24 protein-coding genes and 1 pseudogene are annotated in these 25,108 nt (G+C 36.2%); 17 read left to right on the top strand and 8 right to left on the bottom strand.

The window, feature by feature from the left end:
- Positions 1-6: 6 nt before the first annotated feature.
- From WJM97_RS00215 to WJM97_RS00200, 4 genes are all read left to right on the top strand, one after another.
- Positions 7-207, top strand: coding sequence for a hypothetical protein (locus WJM97_RS00215; protein ID WP_353933247.1), 201 nt, complete (start codon positions 7-9; stop codon positions 205-207).
- Positions 208-353: 146 nt separating this feature from the next.
- Positions 354-1,838 carry an ABC transporter permease subunit gene (locus WJM97_RS00210; RefSeq protein ID WP_353931076.1) on the top strand — a complete coding sequence of 495 codons (1,485 nt, stop codon included), beginning with the start codon at positions 354-356 and terminating at the stop codon, positions 1,836-1,838.
- A gap of 138 nt (positions 1,839-1,976) precedes the next feature.
- Complete coding sequence (locus WJM97_RS00205) at positions 1,977-2,810, top strand: RnfABCDGE type electron transport complex subunit D (RefSeq protein WP_353933246.1); 834 nt, start codon at positions 1,977-1,979, stop codon at positions 2,808-2,810.
- 52 nt (positions 2,811-2,862) lie between these two features.
- Positions 2,863-4,239: a DUF2330 domain-containing protein gene (locus WJM97_RS00200; RefSeq protein WP_353931075.1), complete on the top strand. Its 1,377-nt coding sequence runs from the start codon at positions 2,863-2,865 to the stop codon at positions 4,237-4,239.
- An 82-nt stretch (positions 4,240-4,321) separates the two neighbouring features.
- Here the strand turns inward: WJM97_RS00200 and hpsU are convergent, their stop codons facing one another.
- The 4 genes from hpsU to WJM97_RS00180 form a co-directional block, all read right to left on the bottom strand.
- Positions 4,322-4,894: a hormogonium polysaccharide biosynthesis acetyltransferase HpsU gene (gene hpsU / locus WJM97_RS00195; protein WP_353931074.1), complete on the bottom strand. Its 573-nt coding sequence runs from the start codon at positions 4,892-4,894 to the stop codon at positions 4,322-4,324.
- A gap of 72 nt (positions 4,895-4,966) precedes the next feature.
- Positions 4,967-5,908 (bottom strand): glycosyltransferase family 2 protein, encoded by a 942-nt coding sequence (locus tag WJM97_RS00190; protein ID WP_353931073.1) that lies wholly within the window; start codon positions 5,906-5,908, stop codon positions 4,967-4,969.
- A gap of 30 nt (positions 5,909-5,938) precedes the next feature.
- Positions 5,939-6,871 carry a glycosyltransferase family 2 protein gene (locus WJM97_RS00185; RefSeq protein WP_353931072.1) on the bottom strand — a complete coding sequence of 311 codons (933 nt, stop codon included), beginning with the start codon at positions 6,869-6,871 and terminating at the stop codon, positions 5,939-5,941.
- A gap of 155 nt (positions 6,872-7,026) precedes the next feature.
- Positions 7,027-7,839, bottom strand: coding sequence for a hypothetical protein (locus WJM97_RS00180; protein WP_353931071.1), 813 nt, complete (start codon positions 7,837-7,839; stop codon positions 7,027-7,029).
- A 321-nt stretch (positions 7,840-8,160) separates the two neighbouring features.
- Between WJM97_RS00180 and cobU the strand changes: the two genes are divergently transcribed.
- The 12 genes from cobU to WJM97_RS00120 all read left to right on the top strand — a co-directional run bounded on the left by cobU (position 8,161) and on the right by WJM97_RS00120 (position 22,011).
- Complete coding sequence (cobU, locus tag WJM97_RS00175) at positions 8,161-8,709, top strand: bifunctional adenosylcobinamide kinase/adenosylcobinamide-phosphate guanylyltransferase (protein WP_353931070.1); 549 nt, start codon at positions 8,161-8,163, stop codon at positions 8,707-8,709.
- A 55-nt stretch (positions 8,710-8,764) separates the two neighbouring features.
- Positions 8,765-9,184: a hypothetical protein gene (locus WJM97_RS00170; RefSeq protein ID WP_353931069.1), complete on the top strand. Its 420-nt coding sequence runs from the start codon at positions 8,765-8,767 to the stop codon at positions 9,182-9,184.
- 477 nt (positions 9,185-9,661) lie between these two features.
- Positions 9,662-9,901, top strand: a complete 240-nt coding sequence (locus WJM97_RS00165) for a hypothetical protein (protein ID WP_353931068.1) — start codon at positions 9,662-9,664, stop codon at positions 9,899-9,901.
- A gap of 318 nt (positions 9,902-10,219) precedes the next feature.
- A complete protein-coding gene (locus WJM97_RS00160) occupies positions 10,220-10,453 on the top strand; it encodes a hypothetical protein (RefSeq protein ID WP_353931067.1) in 234 nt (77 codons plus the stop codon).
- 280 nt (positions 10,454-10,733) lie between these two features.
- Positions 10,734-12,884 (top strand): peptidase domain-containing ABC transporter, encoded by a 2,151-nt coding sequence (locus WJM97_RS00155; RefSeq protein ID WP_353931066.1) that lies wholly within the window; start codon positions 10,734-10,736, stop codon positions 12,882-12,884.
- A gap of 24 nt (positions 12,885-12,908) precedes the next feature.
- Complete coding sequence (locus tag WJM97_RS00150; protein ID WP_353931065.1) at positions 12,909-14,300, top strand: HlyD family efflux transporter periplasmic adaptor subunit; 1,392 nt, start codon at positions 12,909-12,911, stop codon at positions 14,298-14,300.
- A gap of 151 nt (positions 14,301-14,451) precedes the next feature.
- Positions 14,452-15,093 (top strand): hypothetical protein, encoded by a 642-nt coding sequence (locus WJM97_RS00145; RefSeq protein WP_353931064.1) that lies wholly within the window; start codon positions 14,452-14,454, stop codon positions 15,091-15,093.
- Between the two features lie 288 nt (positions 15,094-15,381).
- Positions 15,382-16,059 (top strand): response regulator transcription factor, encoded by a 678-nt coding sequence (locus WJM97_RS00140; protein WP_353931063.1) that lies wholly within the window; start codon positions 15,382-15,384, stop codon positions 16,057-16,059.
- A gap of 92 nt (positions 16,060-16,151) precedes the next feature.
- Positions 16,152-17,063 (top strand): sensor histidine kinase, encoded by a 912-nt coding sequence (locus tag WJM97_RS00135; protein WP_353931062.1) that lies wholly within the window; start codon positions 16,152-16,154, stop codon positions 17,061-17,063.
- Positions 17,064-17,159: 96 nt separating this feature from the next.
- Positions 17,160-18,122, top strand: a complete 963-nt coding sequence (locus tag WJM97_RS00130; RefSeq protein ID WP_353931061.1) for a ribonuclease Z — start codon at positions 17,160-17,162, stop codon at positions 18,120-18,122.
- A gap of 469 nt (positions 18,123-18,591) precedes the next feature.
- The gene (locus tag WJM97_RS00125; protein ID WP_353931060.1) at positions 18,592-20,769 is read left to right on the top strand and encodes a polysaccharide biosynthesis tyrosine autokinase; all 2,178 of its coding nucleotides are present in this window, start codon (positions 18,592-18,594) and stop codon (positions 20,767-20,769) included.
- Positions 20,770-20,865: 96 nt separating this feature from the next.
- Positions 20,866-22,011 carry a SpoIID/LytB domain-containing protein gene (locus WJM97_RS00120; protein WP_353931059.1) on the top strand — a complete coding sequence of 382 codons (1,146 nt, stop codon included), beginning with the start codon at positions 20,866-20,868 and terminating at the stop codon, positions 22,009-22,011.
- Positions 22,012-22,116: 105 nt separating this feature from the next.
- Here the strand turns inward: WJM97_RS00120 and WJM97_RS00115 are convergent, their stop codons facing one another.
- Positions 22,117-23,391 (bottom strand): hypothetical protein, encoded by a 1,275-nt coding sequence (locus WJM97_RS00115; protein ID WP_353931058.1) that lies wholly within the window; start codon positions 23,389-23,391, stop codon positions 22,117-22,119.
- Positions 23,392-23,543: 152 nt separating this feature from the next.
- On the opposite strand from WJM97_RS00115, the gene WJM97_RS00110 reads away from it, so the two are divergent.
- Positions 23,544-24,023: a hypothetical protein gene (locus WJM97_RS00110; protein ID WP_353931057.1), complete on the top strand. Its 480-nt coding sequence runs from the start codon at positions 23,544-23,546 to the stop codon at positions 24,021-24,023.
- A 97-nt stretch (positions 24,024-24,120) separates the two neighbouring features.
- Here WJM97_RS00110 and WJM97_RS00105 read toward each other — a convergent pair whose 3' ends face one another.
- From WJM97_RS00105 to WJM97_RS00095, 3 genes and pseudogenes are all read right to left on the bottom strand, one after another.
- Entirely contained in the window at positions 24,121-24,378 is a 258-nt protein-coding gene (locus WJM97_RS00105; protein ID WP_353931056.1) for a Txe/YoeB family addiction module toxin, read from the bottom strand.
- Positions 24,359-24,565 carry a prevent-host-death protein gene (locus WJM97_RS00100; protein ID WP_353931055.1) on the bottom strand — a complete coding sequence of 69 codons (207 nt, stop codon included), beginning with the start codon at positions 24,563-24,565 and terminating at the stop codon, positions 24,359-24,361. Before WJM97_RS00100 ends, WJM97_RS00105 begins: the two co-directional genes overlap by 20 nt.
- 238 nt (positions 24,566-24,803) lie before the next feature.
- A pseudogene (locus WJM97_RS00095) lies at positions 24,804-24,899 on the bottom strand (M23 family metallopeptidase); the annotation flags it as partial.
- Positions 24,900-25,108: the final 209 nt, after the last annotated feature.

The raw sequence follows: 25,108 nt of genomic DNA, 5'->3' as shown, positions 1-25,108 counted from the left end.
GTGCTTCTGAATTACCCTAATGATCTACAGGTGGAAAGTTCCCCGTATAGTACCCTCAGAGAAAGGGACTGGGAAGTGCTAAACTCACTATTTGACAGAGATGATGGTGATGAAATTGAAGCAGAAATTAAAAGTAAACTGGTTTGGCTAGGGCCAGAACCATGTTGGGAAGATAACCCCTTTGAGTTTTTACGAGAATTTCTGTAGGTGAAAGCTGCGAGTTTTCTGACCATTTTCAGCTAGTGATCATTTCCATATCTATGCAACAATCAGAAAATTCTCCTGCTGATCGTAGTTAAACATCTATGGTTAGATTTGGAATATACATAAACTGATTAGCTGAAAGGGTAAAAATGGTGTTTGTGGGATGGTTACGTTGGTGTTTGGTGATGAGCTTCACTTGCTTGCTATTAGCTAGTTGTAGCATTAATCCCATAGTTGAGAAAAGCTTACGGATAGGTACTGATCAGACATTTCCACCATTTGAGTTTCAGGGTACAGGTGGAGAATTACAAGGGTTTTCTGTGGATTTAATCAAAGCGATCGCCACTGCTGCTAAATTCCAGGTAGAATTTCAAAGTTTACCCTTTGATGGTATTATTCCCGCACTGCAAGCACAAACCATAGATGCAGCCATTAGTTCTATTACAATTACAGAAGAAAGAGCGAAAACAATCTCTTTTTCCCGTCCCTATTTTAAAGCTGGATTGGCGATCGCTACACGCACAGATAACACAGAAATCAAAAATTTTGCCAGTCTTAAAAATAAAAAAATTGCTGTCCAAATTGGTACAACTGGCGCCCAAACAGCCAGAAATATACCGGGTGCGGAGGTGATAAGTTTTGATTCTGCACCATTAGCATTACAAGAATTAGCGAATGGTAATGTAGATGCTGTGATTAATGATGAACCAGTAACCTTATATGCCATAAATACAGGTAATTTGCAAGGCATCAAAGTTATCCAAAAACTATTAACAGAGGAATTCTACGGAATTGCTACTGCCAAAAATTCCTCTTATTTATCCTTAATCAATCAAGGTTTATCCAAAGTTTTAAATAACGGCAAGTATCAACAAATTTATCAAAAATGGTTTAATGCCACACCGCCAATATTACCAGAAACAACACCATTTACAAATCAAGAAAAAGCCAGACTAAATTCATTGAGCTTAATCTGGCAATCTTTACCGAATTTATTCAATGGTGTATTTGTCACATTGCAACTAGCATTTTTATCAGTTTTTCTGGGTTTAATATCTGGTTCTTTAATTGGTATTATTCGCCTTTCTCACATTAAACCTGTACAATGGTTAGCTAGAGCTTATATAGATTTTTTCCGAGGTACACCCTTATTAGTGCAGATATTTATGGTATATTTCGGTTTGCCAGCATTTTTTCAAGAATTAGGTTTTACCTGGTCAATAAATCGCTTATTTGCTGGAGTCATAGCCTTAACATTAAATAGTGCTGCTTACATCGCTGAAATTGTCAGAGCAGGAATTCAATCAATAGAAACTGGACAAACAGAAGCGGCTTTTTCTTTAGGTTTAAATCCTGCACAAACGATGCGGTATGTAATTTTTCCCCAAGCATTCCGGCGAATGATACCACCATTAGGAAATGAATTCATTAGTTTATTAAAAGATACCAGTTTAGTGGCTGTAATTGGCTTTGAAGAATTATTCAGAAAAGGACAGTTAATAGTTGCAGAAAATTATCGAGCGTTTGAAATCTACGCTGCGGTAGCTGTCATCTATTTATGTTTAACTCTAGTTACTTCTCAAATCTTTGGTCGTTTAGAAACTTGGATGAATCCGGTAAAAAAGTCCAGCTGAACAATTGACATATTGGACAAAGCATATATTATTGCTGTACTCAAATCAATACTTGTAACAAATTCTGTAACGAGAAGACGATTTGTCTTAACTATAGTCTAAATTAATGAAAAGTTAAGGTTAAATCCGCAGATAGTGATCATGTTCAAAGATATTCGAGACTATCAAATAGTATTTCTCAGCTTATTCCTAATTTTAGGAATTGGGACTAGGGACTGGACATTACGGCCTGAATTGATTTTAATTGCGATCGCAACTTCTTTAACAACACAGTTGATATTGTCATTAGTCATTAGTCATTGGTCTTTAGTAACCAGCACGGAAATAAATCACAAACAAACAATTTTTAATTTCCGTAGTCCCTTAATTACCGCTCTAGGACTAAGTTTACTACTACGGGCTGACCACTGGACAACTATGGTTTTAGCCGCTACAACAGCCATAGGTAGTAAATTTATTTTCCAATCTGATAACAAACATTTTTTCAACCCTGCCAATTTTGGTATTATTTCCGCTTTAGCCTTAACCCCTGATGCTTGGGTTTCTCCTGGTCAATGGGGTGAAGAATGGTGGTATTGTCTGTTATTTGTGGGTACTGGGGGCATGATTTTAAAAAAAGTTGGCCGTTGGGATACCACCGCTGCTTTTTTAGGTACTTATTCTCTCCTAGAAGCTGTGCGTAATATTTGGTTAGGTTGGACTTGGGATGTTTATTTTCATCGTTTAATGAGTGGTTCTTTGTTATTATTTGCCCTATTTATGGTGACAGATCCCCGTTCTATTCCTAATGCTACCTTTGGGCGGATTATTTGGGCTGTTTGTATTGCTTTTACTACCTTTATTTTGCGTAATTACTTTTATCTTTCTACCGCTGTTTTTTGGGCTTTATTTGCCCTTGCACCTTTAACAATTCTCATTGATAGTCTTTGGTTTTATCCAAGATTTGCTTGGATGCAGATAGAAAATTCATAATCCAAAATTTTCAGCTTTTAATCAATAATTACCAATTACCAATTCCAAAAAAATGAAAAAACTTCGCTTATTTATTCCCTTACTAATCGTACTTTTCACAGTTTTATCTTTTGCCCCTACAGCTTTAGCTTTTTGTGGTTTTTATGTTGCCAAAGCTGATACAAAATTGTATAACAAAGCCTCTCAGGTAATTATCGCCAGGGATGAGAATAAAACCGTATTAACAATGGCTAATGACTTTCAAGGTGAAGTTAAAGACTTTGCGATGGTTGTGCCTGTACCAACAGTAATTTCGGAAGAAGATGTCAGAGTTGCTAAACCGAATATTGTGGAAAGATTAGATGCTTTTAGTGCGCCCAGATTAGTAGAATACTTTGATGAAGATCCTTGTTCCCCAATGGAAAAATTACGGTCAATACCAGCACCCATGGCCGCTACAAGGGGAACAATGGAAAATGAAAGTTCCTTTGCAGATAGGAGTTTAGGGGTAACAGTTGAGGCCAAGTTTAATGTGGGAGAATATGATATTTTAGTCCTCAGTGCTAAGGAATCTAATGGTTTGGAAACTTGGTTAAATCGCAATGGTTATAAAATGCCAAGGGGAGCAAATCAATTATTAAAACCTTACATTCGTTCCTCGATGAAATTTTTTGTAGCTAAGGTGAATTTAGATAAGTTTGAAAAATCTGGTTATCAGTTTTTACGACCTTTACAAATTTCCTATGAATCACCTAAGTTTATGTTACCCATTCGTTTGGGGATGATTAATTCTACAAGTGAGCAAGATTTAATTGTTTACATTCTTTCACCCCAAGGACAGGCAGAAGTTACTAATTATCGCACTGTTAAAGTTCCTTCAAATGTTAATATTCCTGTGTTTGTGAAGAATGAATTTGGTGATTTTTATAAATCCATGTTTCAAAATTCTTACACTAAAGAAGATAAAAAAGTAGCTTTTTTAGAATATGCCTGGGATATGGGTAGTTGTGATCCTTGTTCTGCTCAACCTCTTAACTCAGAAGAACTCAAGGAAGCTGGTGTATTCTGGTTAGATAATTTTGGTGATGGTAATAATAGAATTAGACCTGGTTTTGGTCGTCCTTTCATTGCTAATAATGTTTATATTACTCGTTTACACGTTCGCTACACTCGTAATAAGTTCCCTGAAGATTTGATGTTCCAAACAACTTCTAACCGGGAATCTTTTCAGGGACGTTATGTTTTACAACATCCATTTACAGGCGAATTAGAATGTTCTGCGGGTAGGAAATATAGACAATCATTATTTCAACGATTTGAGAAAGAAGCGCAAACTTTGGCCCAGTTAACTAACTGGAATATTCAAAATATTCGTCAAAAGATGGAAATTACTACGGAACAATTCCAATCTTCTTGGTGGGAAAGTTTCTTAATGTTGTTTGGATTTTAATAAAAACTGCAAAATTTATCATTTTTTGTTCAGATAGGAATTGGGGATTGTGTCATTCATCTTCCTCTACTCCTTCTACCTTTCACCTGTCACTTTCCATAATTCTCGGATATCGAGGTTTACAGGGAGTTCCCAAACACACTTGACCTGCTGGCATATCTGCAAATACACTACTACGCGCACCAATGACGGCGTTTGCTCCAATTTTTACCCCTGGGGCAATAAAACAGTCTGTTGCTACCCATGCACCATTACCGATGGTAATACTGGCGGTTTTTAAGCTAAAATTGGGATTTTTGAGATCATGACTACCTGTGCAGAGGTAGCTTTTTTGGGAAACGACGCAATGTTCACCGATGAGAATTTGATCTAAGCTGTAAAACACTACGTCGTCACCAATCCAACTGTAATCACCTATTGTTACTTTCCAAGGATAGGTAAAGCGGGCTGTGGGGCGAATAACTACACCTTTACCAATTTTTGCCCCAAATAATCGCAGTAAAGTGCAACGAAGAAAGTTGAGGTTATGGAGAGTAAGGGGAAAGGCGATCGCTTGCACTAACCACCATAATAAAACATACAAACCGGGACGACCTCGATCAAACCCAGATTGCTCATATTTCTGTAAGTTTACAAATGGTTTTTCGTTGGTCATTTGTGATGGGTAATGGGTAATGGGTAATGGGTAATGGGTAATAGTTGTTCTCAATGACCAATAACTAATGACTTAAATAGCCGTTTCTTCTACTTCTTGATTTATGGTTTTGGGAACAGATGTTGATGTGTTAGCTACGTTTAGTTTTCCGCCTAAAGTCCTTAATTCGTAAAGTTTAACTCCTATTTGATACTCATATTGACTTAATAAACGCCCATAGATATATCCGGCATTGCCGTCTAGAAAACCACGTTGAATAATGTAAAACAAAATGAATCGTAAGAATGGTTTAAATGGTAATCTTACCCATACGGTTTTTAAGAAACGTTTGCGTTGTACAGCATCACCGAAGAAATTTGCACCAATAGTATTATTGTTATCTTGACCTGTGAGTAAATTATAATAAACGCGGGCTTCCCAGTTGGAATAGCGGTTATGTCTTTCTAACCAGTGAAACAAGTCTTTAAAGTCTTCATGGAGCATATCTTCTTTAAGATACCCGACTTTTCCATCTAAAATTACGTGTTCGTGAACCTCGTTATCGCCTGTGTTGGGGATGTCTTCGGTGTTGAGGTTTTCGTATCTTCCTTTTTGGTGCTTAAATAACCGCAAATTCCAATCGGGATATTTACCACCGTGACGAATCCATTTTCCTAAGAAGAATACGCGACGATTGATATAGTAACCTTCACATTCATCTTTTTGAATTAGTTCAGAGATTTCTTGCCAAGATTCTGGTGTGATTCTTTCATCACAATCAACTATTAATACCCATTCGTTGCGAAAAGGGAGGTTTTCTAGTGACCAGTTTTTCTTTTTTGGCCAACTGCCGTTAAATTTGAATTGTACAATTTTTGCACCGTAACTTTCGGCTATTTCTATACTGCGATCGCTGCTTTGGGAATCAACTACAAAAATTTCATCGGCTACTTGTAAGCTAGTCAAACAAGCGGGTAGGTTTGCTTCTTCGTTTTTGGCGGGAATGAGGACAGAAACTGGAATTTTAGATGACATAATATTTTTTTTACTGTTTTTTAGTTTAATTTATTTTTTGTTTGCTTGAAAGATCAGACCATGTATGACGGCGTTTAAGTAACCAATCTGACCATAAGCATAAACCAGTTTATCAAATCTTTCGGCGGGATCAGTAATGTATTGTAAGGATTTATATAATCCACGTATAAATTTTTCGCTACCTCGTTGTATTTGCCCAATACCTGCTTTTCCGGCTAGTTGTTCTCTGTAACATTCACTGACACCTTGCCACCAACCACGGTTAAAAAACCACGATGGTTTTAGCCTTTCTGGGGCGACGTTGTGGGCTACTAGGGCGGCGGGAATATAGGCTACTTGCCAACTGCGCTGGAGGGCAAATTCGGTCATTTGTAGTTCTTCGTTGGAGAGTAAGTTTTTACCTACTCTGCCTAGTTGGGGATCAAAACCGCCTATTTGATCTAAAAAACTACGCCGGATGGAGTAGTTTAAGCCTCTGGGGGTTAAACCTGGTTGTTGAATGTACAGGGTTTCATTGCCCAGATCATAAGCTCCTAAGTTGGCTGATAGTCCTGATGATAACCATTTTGGTGGTTGGGTGTCTGGTGGCCATATCAAGGTAACTTTACCCCCGGCGATCGCTAGTTTGGGATTTTCTTGATATGCGTTGTATAAAACTTGCAGCCATTGGCGACTGGCTTCCGCATCATCATCTAGATAAGCCAGAATTTCTGCACTGGCTATTTTAGCTCCCGTATTACGAGCTACTGATAAGCCAATGGTGGGTTCAAAAATATACTTAATTTGTGGATGGTGGGATCTTTGTTCTACGACTTCACGGGTGCGATCGCTTGATCCATTATCTACTACCACAATTTCAAAGTTAACACTCAACTCTTGCGCCAATAAGCTGTCAATCGCTGCACCTAAATAGGTATCTCGATTGTGAGTACAAATAATGGCAGAAATCTGTATATCTGGCATGGTCTTGATTGATATTGCAAGTTTTGAGCAGCAAATATCTAATATTTTACAGTTGTCTATTGTTTGTTAATCTACCTTAAAATTCGCCAATAATACCAACAGTATTTATACTGCTGCTGGGTTTATAAAAACTTTGTATTTTGTTCATAATTACTTTATTTATGACTGTCCTGGATGTTGCTATGTAAGTTGACCAAAGTTTCTGCTAGTTGACTCAAGCGATTCTCCAAATATTGTTTCCGGCTAAATAATTGACGTAGTTTTTGATACCTGGCAATTGCCATACTCACATTGGGAACTTGATCCACTGGACATGGACGAGACCAGACTTTACCAGCAGCATCTACCCCACAGAGACGGTAGCCTGTACGGGATGGATTGGATGCTTTTTCACTGGGTTGACAGATTTCCTGGACATAATCCATCAGTTTTTCTACTTCTGCATGACGCAGGGTAGCTGTTCCTGCTGGTTCTTGTCCTTGGGTGGTGATAGACTCTAACCAACCATTTATCACCGGGCCTTCTAAGTAAATATCCTGAATTTGTTGAAGAATTGTTTGTAATTCTATTTGCCAGTTTGCTACTGTTTCTTGGATTTCTTGTAGTAGAGTCATGGCAAACCCAGGATTTGCACCGTGCCGATGATTACTAAAGTTTGGTGTTTTAAATTTGGGTAAGTTGGGAGTTTTACCTTGATTTACTTCGACAGAAAACGCTTGTACGGAATTATTCTGAGGATATAAATCCTGCTTTGATTGAGCAGATATTTCTGGAGATGTATTTGTATCTGTTGTGTTGTGGTCTTGATTTTCCGGTGACTGGCTCTTGTTATTATTTTTTTTTGCGCCAATACTGATCCTAAATGAAAAGGGTCGCTTTTTTCCCTCTGATGTTTCTGGTGATAATTGATTGTTATTTGTTCCTAAATCATGTAAAGTTGCCTCAATGCGTTTTAAACTAGGTTTCATAAACAAATCCAAAAAACGTGTTTGCTACTATTAAATACTTTCTATGAACACTGGGCTAAGAGCGGAAAGTTATCGAGAATTTTTTGGTAATGACTGAGGGAAAACCTTCAATTAAGCTCAGGTAAAGGGGTGAGAATGTTTGAGAAATTTGTGAATCACTTAATATAGATAGTTGTAATTTCTAAACAGCTGACTGCTGATAGCCGATAGCCAATCAATCAAGGCTCTAATTTGTCTACATTGCATCTGGAGAAAATATTAGTGGATGAGAGGTGGAACTGCAACTAGGAATCAGTTAACAAAAATTATGGGAATATGATCATGAGTAAAGTTATTTTAGTAACCGGTCCAGCACGCTCAGGGAAAAGTGAATGGGCAGAAGATTTAGCAATACAATCCGGGAAACCCGTTACTTATGTAGCAACAGCTATGGAGTATCCTGATGATCAGGAGTGGCAAGAACGGATTGAAAAACATAAACAACGTCGTCCACAAGATTGGTTGACTGTTTCTGCACCTATAGAACTTACAGCTATTGTGAGTAAAGCTCAACCTGATAGTTTGATTTTGGTTGATTCTTTGGGAACTTGGGTAGCTAATTTTTTGGACAAGGACGATTTAGAATGGGAGAAAACCTCAGTAGATTTATTGACAGTACTACCTTTAGCTGAAGCAGATTTAGTATTTGTGGCAGAAGAGACGGGTTGGGGTGTAGTTCCAGCTTATCCTGTGGGTAGAAAATTCCGCGATCGCCTTGGTACTTTAGTCCGCCGATTAAGTGCAGTTTGTAACACTGTTTACTTGGTTACTGGCGGTTATGCTCTTGATCTCAGTGTTTTAGGTGTTTCTCTACCGAGCATTAAATCTTAATTTAAATTAAAGATTCACCAGGTAAAATTCCTGATCATAAGATTAAAATGATTATATGGCAAATAAACAAGAAGTCAAAAAATATCTTGCTCACTGGTTTCAATTAGGGAAAAAAGTTATAGTCGGTAACAGTGATCGCAGCTTTTTACCTAATAGAATTCTGGATGGCGATCGCTATAGTTCAGAATTTGAAGACTGTTGGGCAACAATTCTTTCCTTAGAAGCTCGTGATTGTTATTTAGAAGGTACTCACGAAACCATAGCCGAACTGCTCACCCCTACGTGGGAAGTTTTACCTTGTGGACGTTGTACTATGCCAGTACCAGTAAAAACAATGGGATCACCATCAGCATTATGTCCTTGTTCTTATTTGGATACGTGGCCTAATAATGAACTTCCATTACCAAGATGTCCAGTTAATACTCAAGAACATTTGACCGAAATCAGCGATCGCTTAGTCAATAACTATTCATAACTGATATAACAACTGTATTACAGCAGGAGTCAGGAGTCAGGAGTCAGGAATAAAACTGGCTTGGTATCTAGATTCCAATTATAAATAGTCTTTATATCCATTAACTGTAAAATTGACTCATATTTTTCATATAAATTAACAAATAACTTTATAGATTGATCGTAGGGGTTTAGCAATGCTAAACCCTTACCCATGTATTGGCGACCCCTTAAAAAGAGGGTTGGGGGAATCTTCACCGTTATAAACCCAATCGCAGAGAGTTTTGAATATTGAATTTATATAGATAATTAGCGCGTGTATTTTTCGGAAATATAGATGTGGAAATTTGGAAATTAAGTTTGCAGAAACTATAAATGACTTAATCATTGATTCCTAGCTATTCTATAAACAAGCAAGCGGTTGAGGGGCTTACACAAAAGCAATCAACTACTAGCTGAAAGCAAATCAAATCAATTAAAGATCAAGGAGTATTGAGTCATGCAAGTAATCGAAAATAACGCTTTATTTACCCAAGTTGCTGTTGAAGAATCTTCCTTTGTTAGTGGTGGTAGTGGTGGTGGATTTGGGCTTGTTGAGACTGCTTCCGCCTTAACGATAACACATTTTTTATTTCCTAGTTACTCTGACAATTCTCATCGTTCTAATTCTAAATCTCATCCTAGTATTGTAGGAGACGTAATAACAGGTAATATCTTGACCATGTTCTTATTGAGATAAAAACGAGCTAATTAAGTTTAATCAATAGAGAGTGATCTTTAGTTAAACTTAATTAGCGTGTTCATACAAAACTCAAAAAATCTGAGTCTTGAAAGTAGGGTACGGGTATTAAAGACAAGGTGTAATCTTCCATCTACCACTTTAAAATTGCCGAAAGCTGAAATTGAAACTGAACTATAAGGAGGAAGTGAATAATTCAAATAAGGTGAAATAGAAAACTCATCTGTTTCACCTTTATCATCAAATTTTTGGGTCAATTTTTATCCTTTTACTTTTATTTTGCTTGGCTACAGTATTGAATGAGAACATAATCAAAAAATGGAAAAGAATAATTTATTCACTGAAATATCACCGGAAGAAGCTGCTGGTGTTAGTGGTGGTGGAGTAATTGCAGCAGCTTCTTATCTTACAGTTATAACTCATTTATTTCCGCAAATGGCACGCAGTCCAGAAGTAATTAATATAGCTTTCTTATTGCTGATTGGTGCATTATCAATACCAGGAATTGATAATCTAGAATTAGGTGAAAATAGAATAACTAGACTTTTTTAGATAGAATTTAAGTCTGTTTTATAAAGTTGCAAACGAAAGTAACTAATTAAGTATATATGGGTTAAACACTGGAACATATTAATTATGTTTCAGTTTTTTATTTGATTTGCAAATACACAACTACACTAATTATTATTGATAACTTGCTGAAAAGGGAAAACAACTTTACATAAATAGTCAATGTTTAATTGTTTAAGAGTATTTATTATAAAAATAATCATCAACAAATAAGTAATGTCTATTTCTACATTTAACACTCAACATTGAAAATTAAAATTCCATGAAATACGCGCACATTTCCCAACATAGTCAAGAAGATTGTGGTGCGGCTTGCTTGGCTGCGATCGCCAAATATTATGGCAAGAATTTTACACTCAGTCGCATTCGAGAAGCTGTCGGTACAGGACAATTTGGTACAACATTATTAGGACTACAAAGAGGAGCAAAAACACTAGGTTTTAATGCTTCACCTGTTAAAACATCGCCAGAACTTTTAAACAGAATTAATGAAGCACCTCTACCAGCAATTGTACATTGGCAAGGCAATCATTGGGTAGTTTTCTATGGTAAAAAAGGCAGAAAATTTATCATATCTGATCCAGCAGTAGGTATCCGTCATCTATCAGCGAAAGACCTAGTAGAAGGTTGGACAGATTGGTTAATGTTGTTAGTAGAACCAGATCCAGAATTGTTTTTTAAAACTGAAGATGATCAAAGTAGTGGCTTTTTGCGGTTCTTAAAAAGAGTATGGAATTTCCGCAGCATTTTAGCTCAAGCATTACCACTGAATTTACTATTAGGTTTATTATCTTTAGCATCTCCATTTCTCTTACAAATTCTCACCGATGATGTTTTAGTACGTGGAGACACAAAATTACTAACTACTGTAGCGATCGCAGTAGTAGTAATGAACCTAATTTCTAGTAGTATTTCTTGGGTACAATCTAACTTAATAGCACACTTTGCCCAACGTTTACAACTAGGATTAGTTATCGAATTTGGCAGACAAATTTTACATTTACCACTTTCCTATTATGAAGCACGTCGGAGTGGAGAAATTGTTAGTCGTCTTCAAGATATTAAACAAATCAATCAGTTAGTTACCCAAGTAGTTATTAGTTTACCTAGTAAAGCATTTATAGCCATAATATCATTTGGTATCATGGCTTTTTATAGTTGGAAACTAACCTTAGTAGCAATATTTATTGCTGTAATAATGACTATAGCACCATTAATTTTTCAACCCACATTACAAAGAAAAACCCGTGAACTATTAGTTAAAGATGCAGAAACACAAGGTGTCTTAGTAGAAACTTTCAAAGGTGCATTAACTCTCAAAACCACAACCGCAGGTTCTCAATTTACAGAAGAATTACAAAGCCGATTTAGTAAACTTGCCACCTTGACATTAAGGACAATGCAAATCGGCATTATCAACCATACATTTTCTGGATTTGTTTCTGCAATTGGTGGGATTATTTTACTTTGGTATGGTGGTAATTTAGTCATTAATCCCGCAGAAAATCTTAGCATTGGACAGCTATTAGCATTTAATTCCATGAATGGTAATTTTTTGGGTTTAATATTTACCATTATCAGCTTCGTTGAAGAATTTACCCGTGCTAAAACAGCCGTTCAAAGATTAACAGAAGTAATAGATACCACTCCAGAAACTGAAAATGATGGCAAAAAACCCTTTGCCAAAATTGCGGCAGATGCTGATATAATTTGCGAAAATATCAACTTTCATTATACTGGCAGAGTTGATCTATTAGAAGAATTTTCTTTAACAATTCCTGGAGGAAAAATAGTTGCCGTTATTGGTAAATCTGGATGTGGTAAAAGTACCCTTGCTAAACTACTCGCTGGTTTATATACTCTCCAGTCAGGAAACATTAGAATTGGACTTTATAACCTGCCAGATATTTCCTTAGAATGTCTACGTCAACAGGTAGCTCTTGTTCCCCAAGATGCTCATTTTTGGAGTCGTTCTATTGTTGAAAACTTCCGTTTAGGTGCGCCTCATATTACCTTTGAACAAATTGTGAGAGCTTGTCAAATTTCTGGTGCGGACGAATTTATTAGTAAATTACCAGAGAAATATCAAACTATCTTAGGTGAATTTGGCGCGAATATTTCCGGTGGTCAACGTCAAAGATTAGCTATAGCTAGGGCAATTGTGACAGAACCACCAATCTTAATTTTAGATGAATCTACAGCAGGACTTGATCCTGTTACCGAAGCGCAAGTTTTAGAACAATTATTCAGACATAGAAGCAATAAAACCACAATTTTAATTAGTCACAGACCCCAAGTAATAAATCGCGCTGATTGGATTATTTTGTTAGACCAAGGAAGGTTAAAAATTGAAGGTTCTGTAGAAGATTTAAAAACTAAAATCGGAGAACATTTAGATTTTTTAATCCCTTAATTGTTGTTATTTTTCCAAATAATCATGCTGTACACTCATCATCAAAAACTCATACCTTCACAACATAAGGATGACTTTTTACCCTCCATTAGTATTTGGACATCTTTAACTGGTATTCTTCTCATCGGTACTGTTGCTACAGGAATTACTCTTTCTTCATGGGTGAAATATAATGTCACAGTCAAAGCATCTGCCATTGTTCGTCCCACTGGTGAAACTCGTATAGTACAACCACAAATAGAAGGGACAATAAAAAATATTTTAGTCAAAGAAAATCAACCAATAAAAATAGGTGATGTCATTGCTGATCTTGATAATGAACATTTACTAATTAAAAAAAATCAAGTACAGGGTAATATTCAACAAGGTAATTTGCAACTAATTCAAATTGATGCCCAAATTCGTAACTTAAATAATCAGATTTTAGCTGAACAAAAAGTAATTGAAACTATAATTGCCACAGCAAAAGCAGATTTAGTCCGCAACCAACGAGAATACCAAGAACGCAAAATTAATACTGATAGTGATTTTTTGGTATCAGCAGCCAGTCTAGAAAAAGCCATGACTAATTTTAAAAAGGCAAAAGCAGATTTAGAATTTGCTAAAATAGACAGAGATCGCTATCAACAATTATCAGAAATTGGTGCAATTGGTAGGAGAGAATTTGAACAAAAACAACTTGTGGTTCAGCAAACAGAATTAACATTATCTGCTGAAGAGAAATCATTAGAAATAGCCAAAATTCAAGTTAAATCAGCTAAGTCTGCGGTAAATCCGACTACAGCAATGGTGAAAATTGCACAGGAACGTATTAACCAAGAAACTGCTAAAGGCAAAGCTAATATTGCTAGTTTAAATAAAGAAAAACAAGCATTAATTGAGCGGAGAGTACAATTACAAACCCAAATCAATCAATCACAAAAAGAACTTGAGCAATTAGAAAATCAAATTCGTAAAAGTACAATAGTTGCCACTAGCAATGGGATTATCCTCAAACTAAACCTGCGTAATCCTGGTCAAGTAGTCAAAGTCAGTGAATCTATTGCAGAAATTGTTCCTGATCATACGGCTTTAGAAATTAAAGCTAGTATTCCCACTACTGACATTAAAAAAGTTGCCATTGGTCAAAAAGTCCAATTACGTGTAGATGCTTGTCCCTATCCTGATTATGGCACACTCAATGGAGTTGTAAAAACAGTTTCTCCTGATGTAATTAGTATGCAAACAAATAATCAAAGTGTCGCCACCAATAACAGTTATTTTGCAGCCACAATTCAACCAGAAAAACTGACATTTGGTAATCATCATCAGTGTGATATCCAAGCAGGAATGGAAGTTACAGCAGATATTATTTCCAAGCAAGAGACCGCCCTGCAATTTATGTTACGCAAAGCCAGATTAATCACGGATTTATAACTAGGAAAAGTAGACTTATAGAAGTTGGGTTATTTATTTATATGCTCATTACATTTTACCCAACTTTATCCAATTTTTTCCGGATCTTATAGTTAGTATTTACTCATGAATACTGATTAGTTTCACCCAAGTTATAAACATTGTTCAGTTTATGACATATAAACATAAAATTCAACCAGCATTACGATGGTGGTCCGATAAGCAATCAAAAAAACTCTTCCTAGAGGCTGAAAATATTCGAGATAGCTTATTACAAGAATCATTCTCCATCCGTCGTAGTTTAGATATTTTGAAAATAGATACAGTCAATTTATCAATTGATCAGATTTCTGAATACACCAAAAAAATTGATAAATTTCATCACTCTTTAGTACAATTGAGCGATCGCCTCTGTCCGGTGTATATTCAAGATAGTTTACCACTTTCAATTCAGTGCTTATTAGACTACTGGGTAAAGTCTAATCCTCATGTATATTTTCATATTGATTTACCAGTATACTGGCAACATGAGTCAGTGGAATGTAGCCTCATAATTTTAATGGCTTTAGAAGAATTACTGCAAATAACATTACAAGAAATTTCCACAATCATTGCCACTCATATCAGTTTGAAAATTAAAGAAAAAACTAGAGAATTAACTGTCAGAATTACCTATTCAGATATATCTACCCCCATGTTTTACTACAACTCACCAGAACTAGAATATATTAGCGACACCCTGGAATTTTTAATCTCTGGCAAATGCCTATACAAAAATCATAATTTTCGGATAGCTTGGCAGTTTTCCTGGTAATTATTAGCTAAAAATTGAGTGATTAGTAGTCAGTTTTCAGATTTTCCAGTCACTCCCAAACTAATAATTTAATCATCTACCAATTTATTAAATACAGCAGATTTCATGGCAATGAGGTACAAACATCTAGCACAAAAATCTTGTAGGGTAGGCATCTTGCTCGCCAATAGTGTACCTCATTACACCAGAAAGTGCTGTATCTTAGATAAAATTCAATCCAGAACATTAACTGAAAAATAACTGGAATAATTGTAATCATCACAATAAACACAATAAACACAATAAACCATGGAACAAACTTTGACAGCCAATAAATTATTAAATATTTTGGTGATTGATGATCATGAATCCGTATTGGGTGGAACAGTCACTATTCTCAAAAATCAATATCCTCAAACTAGATTTATTACTGCTACAACTGCCGATAACGCTATTAATATAATTGCTAAAAATCAGCCTGAATTAATAGTTATGGATTTGTCTATTCCCCAGCATACAGGAATCACAGCTAGACCTGATCATGGTATTCAACTTCTGAAAAACTTGATGAAAGAATATCCTGAATTAAATATTGTTGTTCAAAGCGCCCACGTGAGGACATTAATTCGTATTCGTTTAGATATTGATAATCATAAAGGAGGTTTTACCATTGCGGATAAAAGTCTCTCTACCCAAGAAATGTTAATTAGAGTAGATTGGGCATTACAGGGATTAACCCATATAAAAGATATCAAAACAATTCACTCAGGATTAGAAGTAAAACCCGAATGGTTGCAGGTATTAAATCTAGCTTTTGAAGCAGGTTTACAAGACAAAGCAATTGCTGAAAAAATGTGCGTATCTGAGCGGATGGTACGTCATTATTGGAGCAAATTGCAAGACGCATTAAATGTTTATCCAGAAGCAGGTAAAAACATCCGTATTCAAACAGAAAAACGTGCTAGAGAAGAAGGACTCATAGATTAAATTTTGTATATACGGAAGCAATCACAAATTTCAAATTAGATAAAAATGGCAAATAGCCAATAATATAGTTAACAAGACTGGATTTAAAACCTATGCAGTCTAAAATTCTGCCCGCAATAATAGCCAGATGTAGATTGATATGGAAATTAAACACACATCATATCAAAAATATCTTATTCACAGTAATTACTATTTTAAATTTAGTGATTATCATCTATCTAACCTTAAACTTAGGCTGTTTTAATTTTCAATCATACATAATTTTACTTATAGGTTTAAATGCTACTTACATCACAGCGTTATACCACTATCATAAAACTGCTAACTTAGGAATAAAAGCCAGAAAGGCAATTTTAGAAGTCGCATTTATAGCAATTCATAATGGACCACTACAAACCCTAGATCAGATTTTAAGAATAGTCAGAAGTCAAGACCTAGCAATTAAAAATTCAATTCTACAATTAGAACCAGAACTAGAAAAATTAAACCAAGAATTAAGAGGAATGTATGAGTTTTGGCAACAAGAAAGTATTGTCCAAGAATCTAGATTATATTTAGACAAGCAAATAATTTTAAATTTACAAGATCCCCTCCATGAAATTCTTTATCAAGTTTATATTCACACCTTAGAGCGAGATTTTCCTTGCTTTAAAACCATCAAATTAAAAATTCGTAGTTTTGAAGCAGTAGATGAAAGTTGTTTAACCATAGAAAACAAGCGGGGAATTTGCCGATTTTTAGAAGAAGCTTTATGTAATGTGGGTAAATACGCCACAGGAATAACTTGTCTGAAAGTGACTTGTTCTTTATCCGTTGGTTGGTACACCTTGAGTATTGTAGATGATGGTTTAGGTCTTAACTCATCTAAAGAAGGACGGGGAACTCAACAGTTTAAAAAATTAGCCAGACAGATAAATGGTAAATTTCAACGCATCCCCATTTATCCTCAAGGAACTATCTGCGAGTTATCTTGGCCTGCATACCTGATAAGTTATCATAGATAAATAATTTTAAGTAGGCATTTTGTCATATTTACTAACGATAATGCCAACAAGAAAAATTAACTTTCATCTTGAGTAAACCAAAGGTTAAAAAACACTGTGCAGATTACATTTTTAGGGACGAGTTCCGGTGTACCTACAAGATCACGTAATGTTTCTAGTGTGGCACTGAGATTACCACAAAAAGCTGATCTCTGGTTGTTTGACTGTGGGGAAGGTACACAGCACCAAATTTTGCGGAGTGAACTAAAAACCAGCCAACTCTCCCGCATTTTTATCACCCATCTGCACGGAGATCATATTTTTGGCTTAATGGGACTTTTGGCTAGTTGCGGGTTAGCTGGTAATGTAGATCGAGTTGATATTTATGGCCCATCGGGTTTAAATGAATATCTGCAAGCAGCTTCCCGTTATTCTCACACCCATTTTTCTTACCCCATCAAAGTGCATACTGTTCAACCAGGGGTAATTTATGAAGATGATGATTTTGTGGTCAGTTGTGGTTTACTGCATCACCGCATCACTGCTTTTGGCTATCGTGTAGAAGAAAAAGACCGTAGTGGCCGCTTTGATGTGGAAACAGCCAAAGCTTTAAAAATTCCTTCCGGCCCGATTTATGGTCAACTCAAACGTGGTGAGACAGTTACTTTAGAAGATGGACGCATAATTAATGGTAGTGAACTATGCGGACCTACAGAAATAGGACGTAAATTTGTTTATTGTACAGATACAGTTTATTGTGATGGTGCAGTCAAACTAGCTGAGGATGCTGATGTATTAATTCATGAAGCTACCTTTGCCCATCAAGATGCAGAAATGGCTTTTCAAAGGTTACATTCTACCAGCACCATGGCAGCACAAACAGCTTATTTAGCAGGTGTACATCAATTAATTATGACTCATTTTAGTCCTCGTTATACTCCTGGGAATGCCATTGAATTAAAAGATTTACTGAAAGAAGCGCGCGCTATTTTTCCTAAAACTATTATGGCGAATGATTTCATGGTTTACGACATACCTAGAAGAAGAGAAAATAAGCTCAAGATTAAAGGTAAAAATTAGAAGCATCTGCTTAATTGAGAGAGTAATTTTATTCATTAACTTGAAAGTGCTGTAATTAGTGTTGGAAAGTAATAAACAGTCATCAAAGGCGGTGGAAAATCTCCGGGAAGACAGGGGAATTTGAAAGTTTTTTATACATCATCAGAGACTTTGACAATATCATCTTAATCAATTTCATATTTATCCTTAATTAAATATTTAAAAATCTGATAGAAAAATTTATTATCATAGTGCTGAATAGGCGTATATCCAGACGAATTGATTATCTAAGAGCTACCAAGTCCTAGTTTCTAGTAAGTAGTGATATGAGTCTGGAAATAATAACTCTTAGTGATTTAAGAGATAAATTGGAGTATAAATTGTGTTATTTGTTTATCTCCAAATTTATATTTATGATTATTTTCCAGATATATTGTTTTGATAGTAGAGGAATTTTATAGTGGCTACAACTGGTATCAATCATAAAAAAATGGTTACTACCTCTCAACAAAGCGTGTTTGATATGAGGAAAATAGCTACAATTCTGTTGTATCGCCGCTTTTTGATTTTAGGGGTTTCTTGTGCAGTGATGTCAGCAACAAGTCTTTTAGCTGTAGTTGCTAAACCCATGTATCAAAGTTCTATGGAGATCATGGTCAAGGATAATTTAGAACAAGAATTATCTTTTAATAACAATATACCTAGTAGCACATCTGAAGTTAATAACTTTAAAATTTCTGTTCAGAAACCTACCAGTCAGATGCAATTAATGGTAAGCTCTAAACTGGTACAAAAAGCTGTCACTTTACTAAGTGCTGATTATCCTAAAATTACCGTAGACGATATTAAAGGTAATGTTGATACCGGCAGACAATCATTTTTAAACATTCGGTTATCGGAAGAAGCTTATGAACCTAATTTGGGTTATAGTCAAGTGTTTATAGTTTCTTTTAAAGACCCAGATCCCATTAAAACCAAAAGAGTATTACAAGCACTACAAAAAGTTTATCAAGATTATAATATTGAGCAAAAAAATCAGCAGATTCAGCAAGGTTTAGCTTTTGTTAATCATAGATTACCAAATTTGCAACGTCAGACTTTAGCCGCAGAGAAAAAGCTAGAAATTTTCCGCAAGAAGTATAATTTTATTAATCCAGAGTTACAAAGTAAAGTCTTGTTGGAATCTCTAACTGATATCCAAAAACAACGGAGAAATATCCGTTCACAGCTAGAAGATATCCAGAATCGCTACAATAGCGTAGAGCTAAAATTAGTAGCGGCTAAACAGGATGAACAGTTAGCTAATAGTTTGAGTAGTTCTAGTCCTTATCAAGCTTTAGTGAACGAAATTAGAAGTACAGAAATGAGTTTAGCTCAGGAGCGTTTGCGCTATACTGATAATTCCCCAACTATTATCAATCTTGAAGAAAAACGTAAAATTCAGATTGCATTATTAGAACAAGAGTTAAAAAATCCTGCCATCAATAGTAAAACAAAGCGTGTATCTGAAGTTAGTTTAAGTTTAGCTAATGACTTAAAACAGTTAGATAAGCAGAGAGCTTTGATTGTTAAAAATGACAATAATTTAGCTAAATCTGAAAAAGCAATTCATTCACAACTAAATAATTATCCTAGCTTAATCACAGAATATAATCGGTTGTTATCTGAGGTGAAGTTACAACAAAAATCCTTTGAGAACTTGGTGGAATTACAAAATTCCTTGGGAATTAAAATTGCTCAAGGCGGTTTTGATCTAGAGATTCTAGAAGAACCTGATTTGGGGATTTATATTGGCACTAAGAAATGGTTATTAATTATCAGTGGTGTGATATTTGGTCCAATCATAGGTGTGATGTTAGCTTTGTTTTTAGAAATGTTTAACCGGGTAATTGTTTCTCCTGTAGAAATACAAAAACTCACAAGTATCCGTGTCTTAGGTTCTGTTCCCAAATTCAAAAAATCTGGTTTAAAAAATAAATTAAAAAACATATGGCAAAGTAAGTTGGAGAAGTCAGCATCGCCAATAGTAGAGAAAAACAATAAACTATCCAGTCATGAAAACCTGGATATGATTTACCAGAATTTGCAAATTTTCAAAAATTCCTTACCTTTGAAATCCTTAATGTTGACTTCTTCATTACCGGGAGAAGGAAAAACCACATTAGCTTTAGGTTTAGCTGCTAGTGCAGCAAATATGCACCAAAGGGTATTAGTGATTGATGCTAATTTGCGATCGCCTAATTTACATAACATATTAGGACTCTCTAATGATTGGGGTTTATCTCTATTATTGTTGGATGATATTAAAACACAATTTCACAATTATATTCAGCCAATCCACCCATCAATTGATGTTTTAACCGCAGGATCTCAACCAGATGATGTAGTCAATCTTCTGAGTTCAGGCAGACTAAAGGAATTAATCGAATCCTTTGAAAAAATCTATGATTTAGTCATCATAGATACTTCCTCTGTTTTAGATAGCGTTGATGCCAGAATTATTGCTTCGATTTCTGATGGCATAGTTATAGTTGGACGCATTGGTCAGTTATCACCACAGGAACTAATGGAAACCACAGAAATTTTAAGTCAGTTAAATTTAATTGGTATCATTGTCAATGAAGTTAATAATTCTGGTGTCAAAGAACAGACAATAGCTGAAAAATAGACATCTGCTGAAAGCTAATAGCTATTGTGGCAACTTCCCTAACAGGATAACTGTCTGATTAAAATTGTAGAGGCTTATGATTTTTAGATAATCAGCATGAAAATCCAACTTTATTTAGGTGCTTTATTTTCCCGAATTCAAGGAAAACATTGGTGGATAGGAATCCTTCTATGGTTCGTTTTAGTTGCTCCTGCTCAAGCATCTGTGATCCTGCGCGTAGCAATTGAAAGGGGAGTAAAACAGGTCAAAGTTGGTGCTTCCACCACTGCAATAGTTAAAGATAGTTCTGGCCGCACTCTGGGAAAATTGCCCGCCATGAATTCTTATGCAGCGCAATCAATTCCTGGGGGAGTGGCTTTAGATAAATGGCAATCTGGTTTATTTTGGATTGAACCTACAGGTAAAGGCTATGTTTATATAGGCGATCGCTGGTTTCGGGGTAGAACTCTAGTGATCCCCACCGAAAAAGGCTTGACCGCAGTTAATTGGGTAGATTTAGAAGAATATCTTTACAGCGTCATCGGTGGAGAAATGAACTCTAGCTGGCCAGCAGAAGCCTTAAAAGCTCAGGCGATCGCCGCCCGCACCTACGCACTCTACAAACGAGAACAACAGCGCAACAACCCCATTTATGACTTAGGAGATACCCCCGACCGCTGGCAAATTTATAAAGGTGTGAGCAGTGAATCCAGCAATACTTACACAGCAGTAGATAGCACAGCAGGTCAAGTCCTCACTTACGATAACCGTATTATTCTCTCAGTATTTCATGCCTGTTCCGGTGGACACACTGAAAATGTAGAAGACGTTTGGGGCAACCCCCTTCCGTACTTACGCGCTGTTCAAGACTTCGACCAAAACATCAAAGAATGTAACTGGGTGAAAACATTTACCCCAGGAGAAATTAGTGGCAGAGTCTCTGGTGTTGGTAACGTCAAAGACATGATCATCGAATCTCTCTCACCCTTCCGCAGCGTCAAAAGTCTGAGAATTATCGGTGATCAAGGTACAAAAGTCATCAAAGGTGAAGAAGTTCGTACCGCACTCAGACTCAAAAGTACCCGTTTTACCCTCAACAAAGACGGAAACGGTAACTTTGTCCTCCAAGGATTAGGTTTTGGTCATGGTTTAGGGATGAGTCAATGGGGCGCTTACAACTTAGCTAAACAGGGAGCAAACCACCTCCAGATATTAGGTCACTATTATCAAGGTGTCGCTTTAACCCCCATTCAAGCGAAGTAAGGAGATCAAGGAGTCAGGAGGGGCGAACGGCTGTTCGCCCGTACAGGGGTCGGGATCAATAAAAGTAAATTTCTTCCCTGTTCCTTGTTCCCTATTTCCTATTCCCTATTCCCTATCTTCATCTAACAAATTTTGTTTTTTCACCTGCTCAAATTCCTGTTCTAATAAATCTCTATCACTAGAATAAATTAAATCATCTTTACCAATCACCGTTTCCGTTGCAAACTGACCAGCAAAAGCCATTTTCTGTTGTAAAGAATCATCCGCATTCGCTAAAAATCTTGCTCTGGCTAAACGTTCATGATTACGATTAGCTAATTTTTCATTACGCCATTTAATCCAAAAATAACGCACCAAAGGTATAGCTAAAAAACTAATTCCATAGGCTAACAATAACCCATAAATTCCTTGAACAAAAGCCACCAACCCTCCAATTTGGGCTGCAACTGTACCATCTCTTAATAAACTGCCTAAAATCAAAGCTGCAACAATATTCACCACACCCAAACCAGCACTCAGCATAATTTGTCCTGAACCAGCAGCACTAAACCGCCAAGGAATTTCATCTAAATAAGGTGCAACTAACTGATGTTGATTTTTACTAGCCTTTACTTGTAATTCTGGGAAATAATACACAATTTCCCCCTCTGGACTAACCTGGGGTTTACCGTTAAACTTGACTAAAACAGGTAACATATAATCTTCATATTCCTGTTGATATTTTTCCCCCAAATTATCTAAATAAGGTGTAATTTGCTCGGCTACAACCGCACCTTGATTATTTCTAATCACACTCCCAATTTCTTGCCAGCGTCGCTCTTCTAAATTAGGATTGGGATTACCATCACCAAATAAAAACGAAAAAACAGCTTCTAAAAAATTAAACTCACTCTTTTCCCTTCTTTCTATGCGGCGTTCTTCAGAATAATAGTTAGGACTAAAATACCAAAATAAATCAGGGAAGAAGAAGAAATTAAAACCTCTAGAACCGCTACTTCTATTATCATCATCTCGATCTGAATTAGCAGCAGTCATGATGATAATAATGGTGACCGTAATTAGAGCAATAGAAGCAATTAACAAAATGCCAAAGGAAATTCTAATTAAATAAAACAGAACTTTCCAAATTTTTTTCCACCATTCTTGTAATCTGAATTGCAAGTATTTATTACGGAGAATGTTTCTAAAATTCTGAGGAAATTCATAAACAATATCACCAGTTTCTGCTACCTGTAAATGTCCACCAGCATCAGCAGCAAGAGCTAATAAACCTTGATTTGCTTCCGCTACATTGAGTCCAGCTTGACTAGCTACATCACCAACGGTAACACGGTAGCCCAATTGTTCAACAGAACGCATAATAGATGGATTGGGAGTCATGCCTCTCCTCTCCTGTTTTTGATAGTGCTAATATTTAGTATAAATAATTATTTCTAATCTCCGACTTCTGAGACAAACAAGCAGGTTATTGTACTTACTTAAATGTTAAAATTAACTACCTGCTTGGTAAACCAGCAAATTCTCTGCTTATTATGGTTCAATATACACTAGCTCAAAGCCCAGAAATTATTCTCACTGTTCCCGGTAAAGACTCAGCCAAAGCCCGTGATAAAGCGATGGATCAGTTGATGGAATTAATGGAAGCTGATCAATTACCCACAAAGTTAGAAGAAGGTTTTAGTCCTCAACAGTTAATAGAAGTAAAAGAACCAACCCTTGATAATTCTAGCGGTGAGGATGCTGTTATTCAAGCTGTGCAAGTTCTCAGTAATTTAGCTACATTAAAATTAAAAGTCCAAGAATCACGGACTGAAGCTTTGGAAATCCGTAAAGCTGTTGATATTCTGTTTACGGATCAAACTGTGACTGAGGAAGAAATTACTCGTTTAAAGGAAGGTTTTAAGGTTCTGAAAACTTTTGCTCAAGCTAATCTGCGTTATCAAGAAGCTAAAGGGAAAGCAGAGGAAGCGAGGGAGGTTTTGGATCAGGCTTTGAAATCACCGGAACAGTAAGGATATAAAAGAAAGTTGTTGATTGGCGATCGCACTCCATCATCTCTATCCAACTACAGATAGGCGATCGCTCTCCATTATCCTCAAAAGCAATTTTTTAGTAGTGAAATCGGCAAGCGAGAATTCTAATTTTATCATCTAGGACTTCATAAACCAGACGATGTTCTTGATCTATTCGCCGTGACCAGCAGCCAGATAGATCGTGTTTTAGTGCTTCAGGTTGTCCTGTGCCTTCAAATGGATTACGTTGTACTTCACGAATTAGTTTGATGATTTTTAATGCTTTTTTACGGTCGCTTTCTATCCACCAAGCTAAATCCTCAAAAGCATCTGCATCAAATTCCAAGTTTCTCACAGACTGCTTCCAAAGAAATTCCATCTTGACGTTTTCTAGCGGTAAGTAATCTCGCTTTCATGGCTGGACTGCTTAACAAATAAGCAGTTTCTCTCTCAGCCATTATTTCTTGCCAAATGGCAATGGGAACAACTACGGAGACTGTTTGCCCTTCTGAATCACAGATGTATTGTAATGAGTTAGTCATAGTAGCTAATATAACTTACCAGATTACTAATAATTATAACCACAAAAGTTTTTATGAGCTATTTGCGATTACTAGGTCGCACTTGCGCTATCGCACTCCCACATCCCCACAAAAGCGATACCTTTGGTCAGCTTATCGCACATTCCCATAAGCCCAGAAATAGCGATCACACTCTATTATCCCGAAAACCTAGGGGTTTAGCATTGCTAAACCCCTACACCTGACAATTTATTTCATCCTAAAACTGAAGATAATTTTCAGGATTTTTCCTTACCCCATTCTCCCAAACCTCAAAATGTAAGTGCGGACCTGTAGACAATCCTGTGCTACCAACTTCACCAATCTTTGTGTCATCATTCACAACATTTCCAACACTAACTGCAAGAGTTGATAGACGATTATTATCATTATTAGGCGCACCTTGTCCCCAATTTTGAGTATTAATTCCTTTTTGACCATCACTACGGGTATTTGAGCCTAAATTAACAGAACCAATGAAATTGCCTTGATCACGACCAACTTCAAATGAAGGTGTATTACCTT

Origin of the sequence: Okeanomitos corallinicola TIOX110 (genome assembly GCF_038050375.1) — a bacterium.
In the GTDB taxonomy this organism is placed as follows: domain Bacteria; phylum Cyanobacteriota; class Cyanobacteriia; order Cyanobacteriales; family Nostocaceae; genus Okeanomitos; species Okeanomitos corallinicola.
Note: the sequence above shows the minus strand (reverse complement) of the source record. Positions and strands in the feature narration are given on the sequence as shown.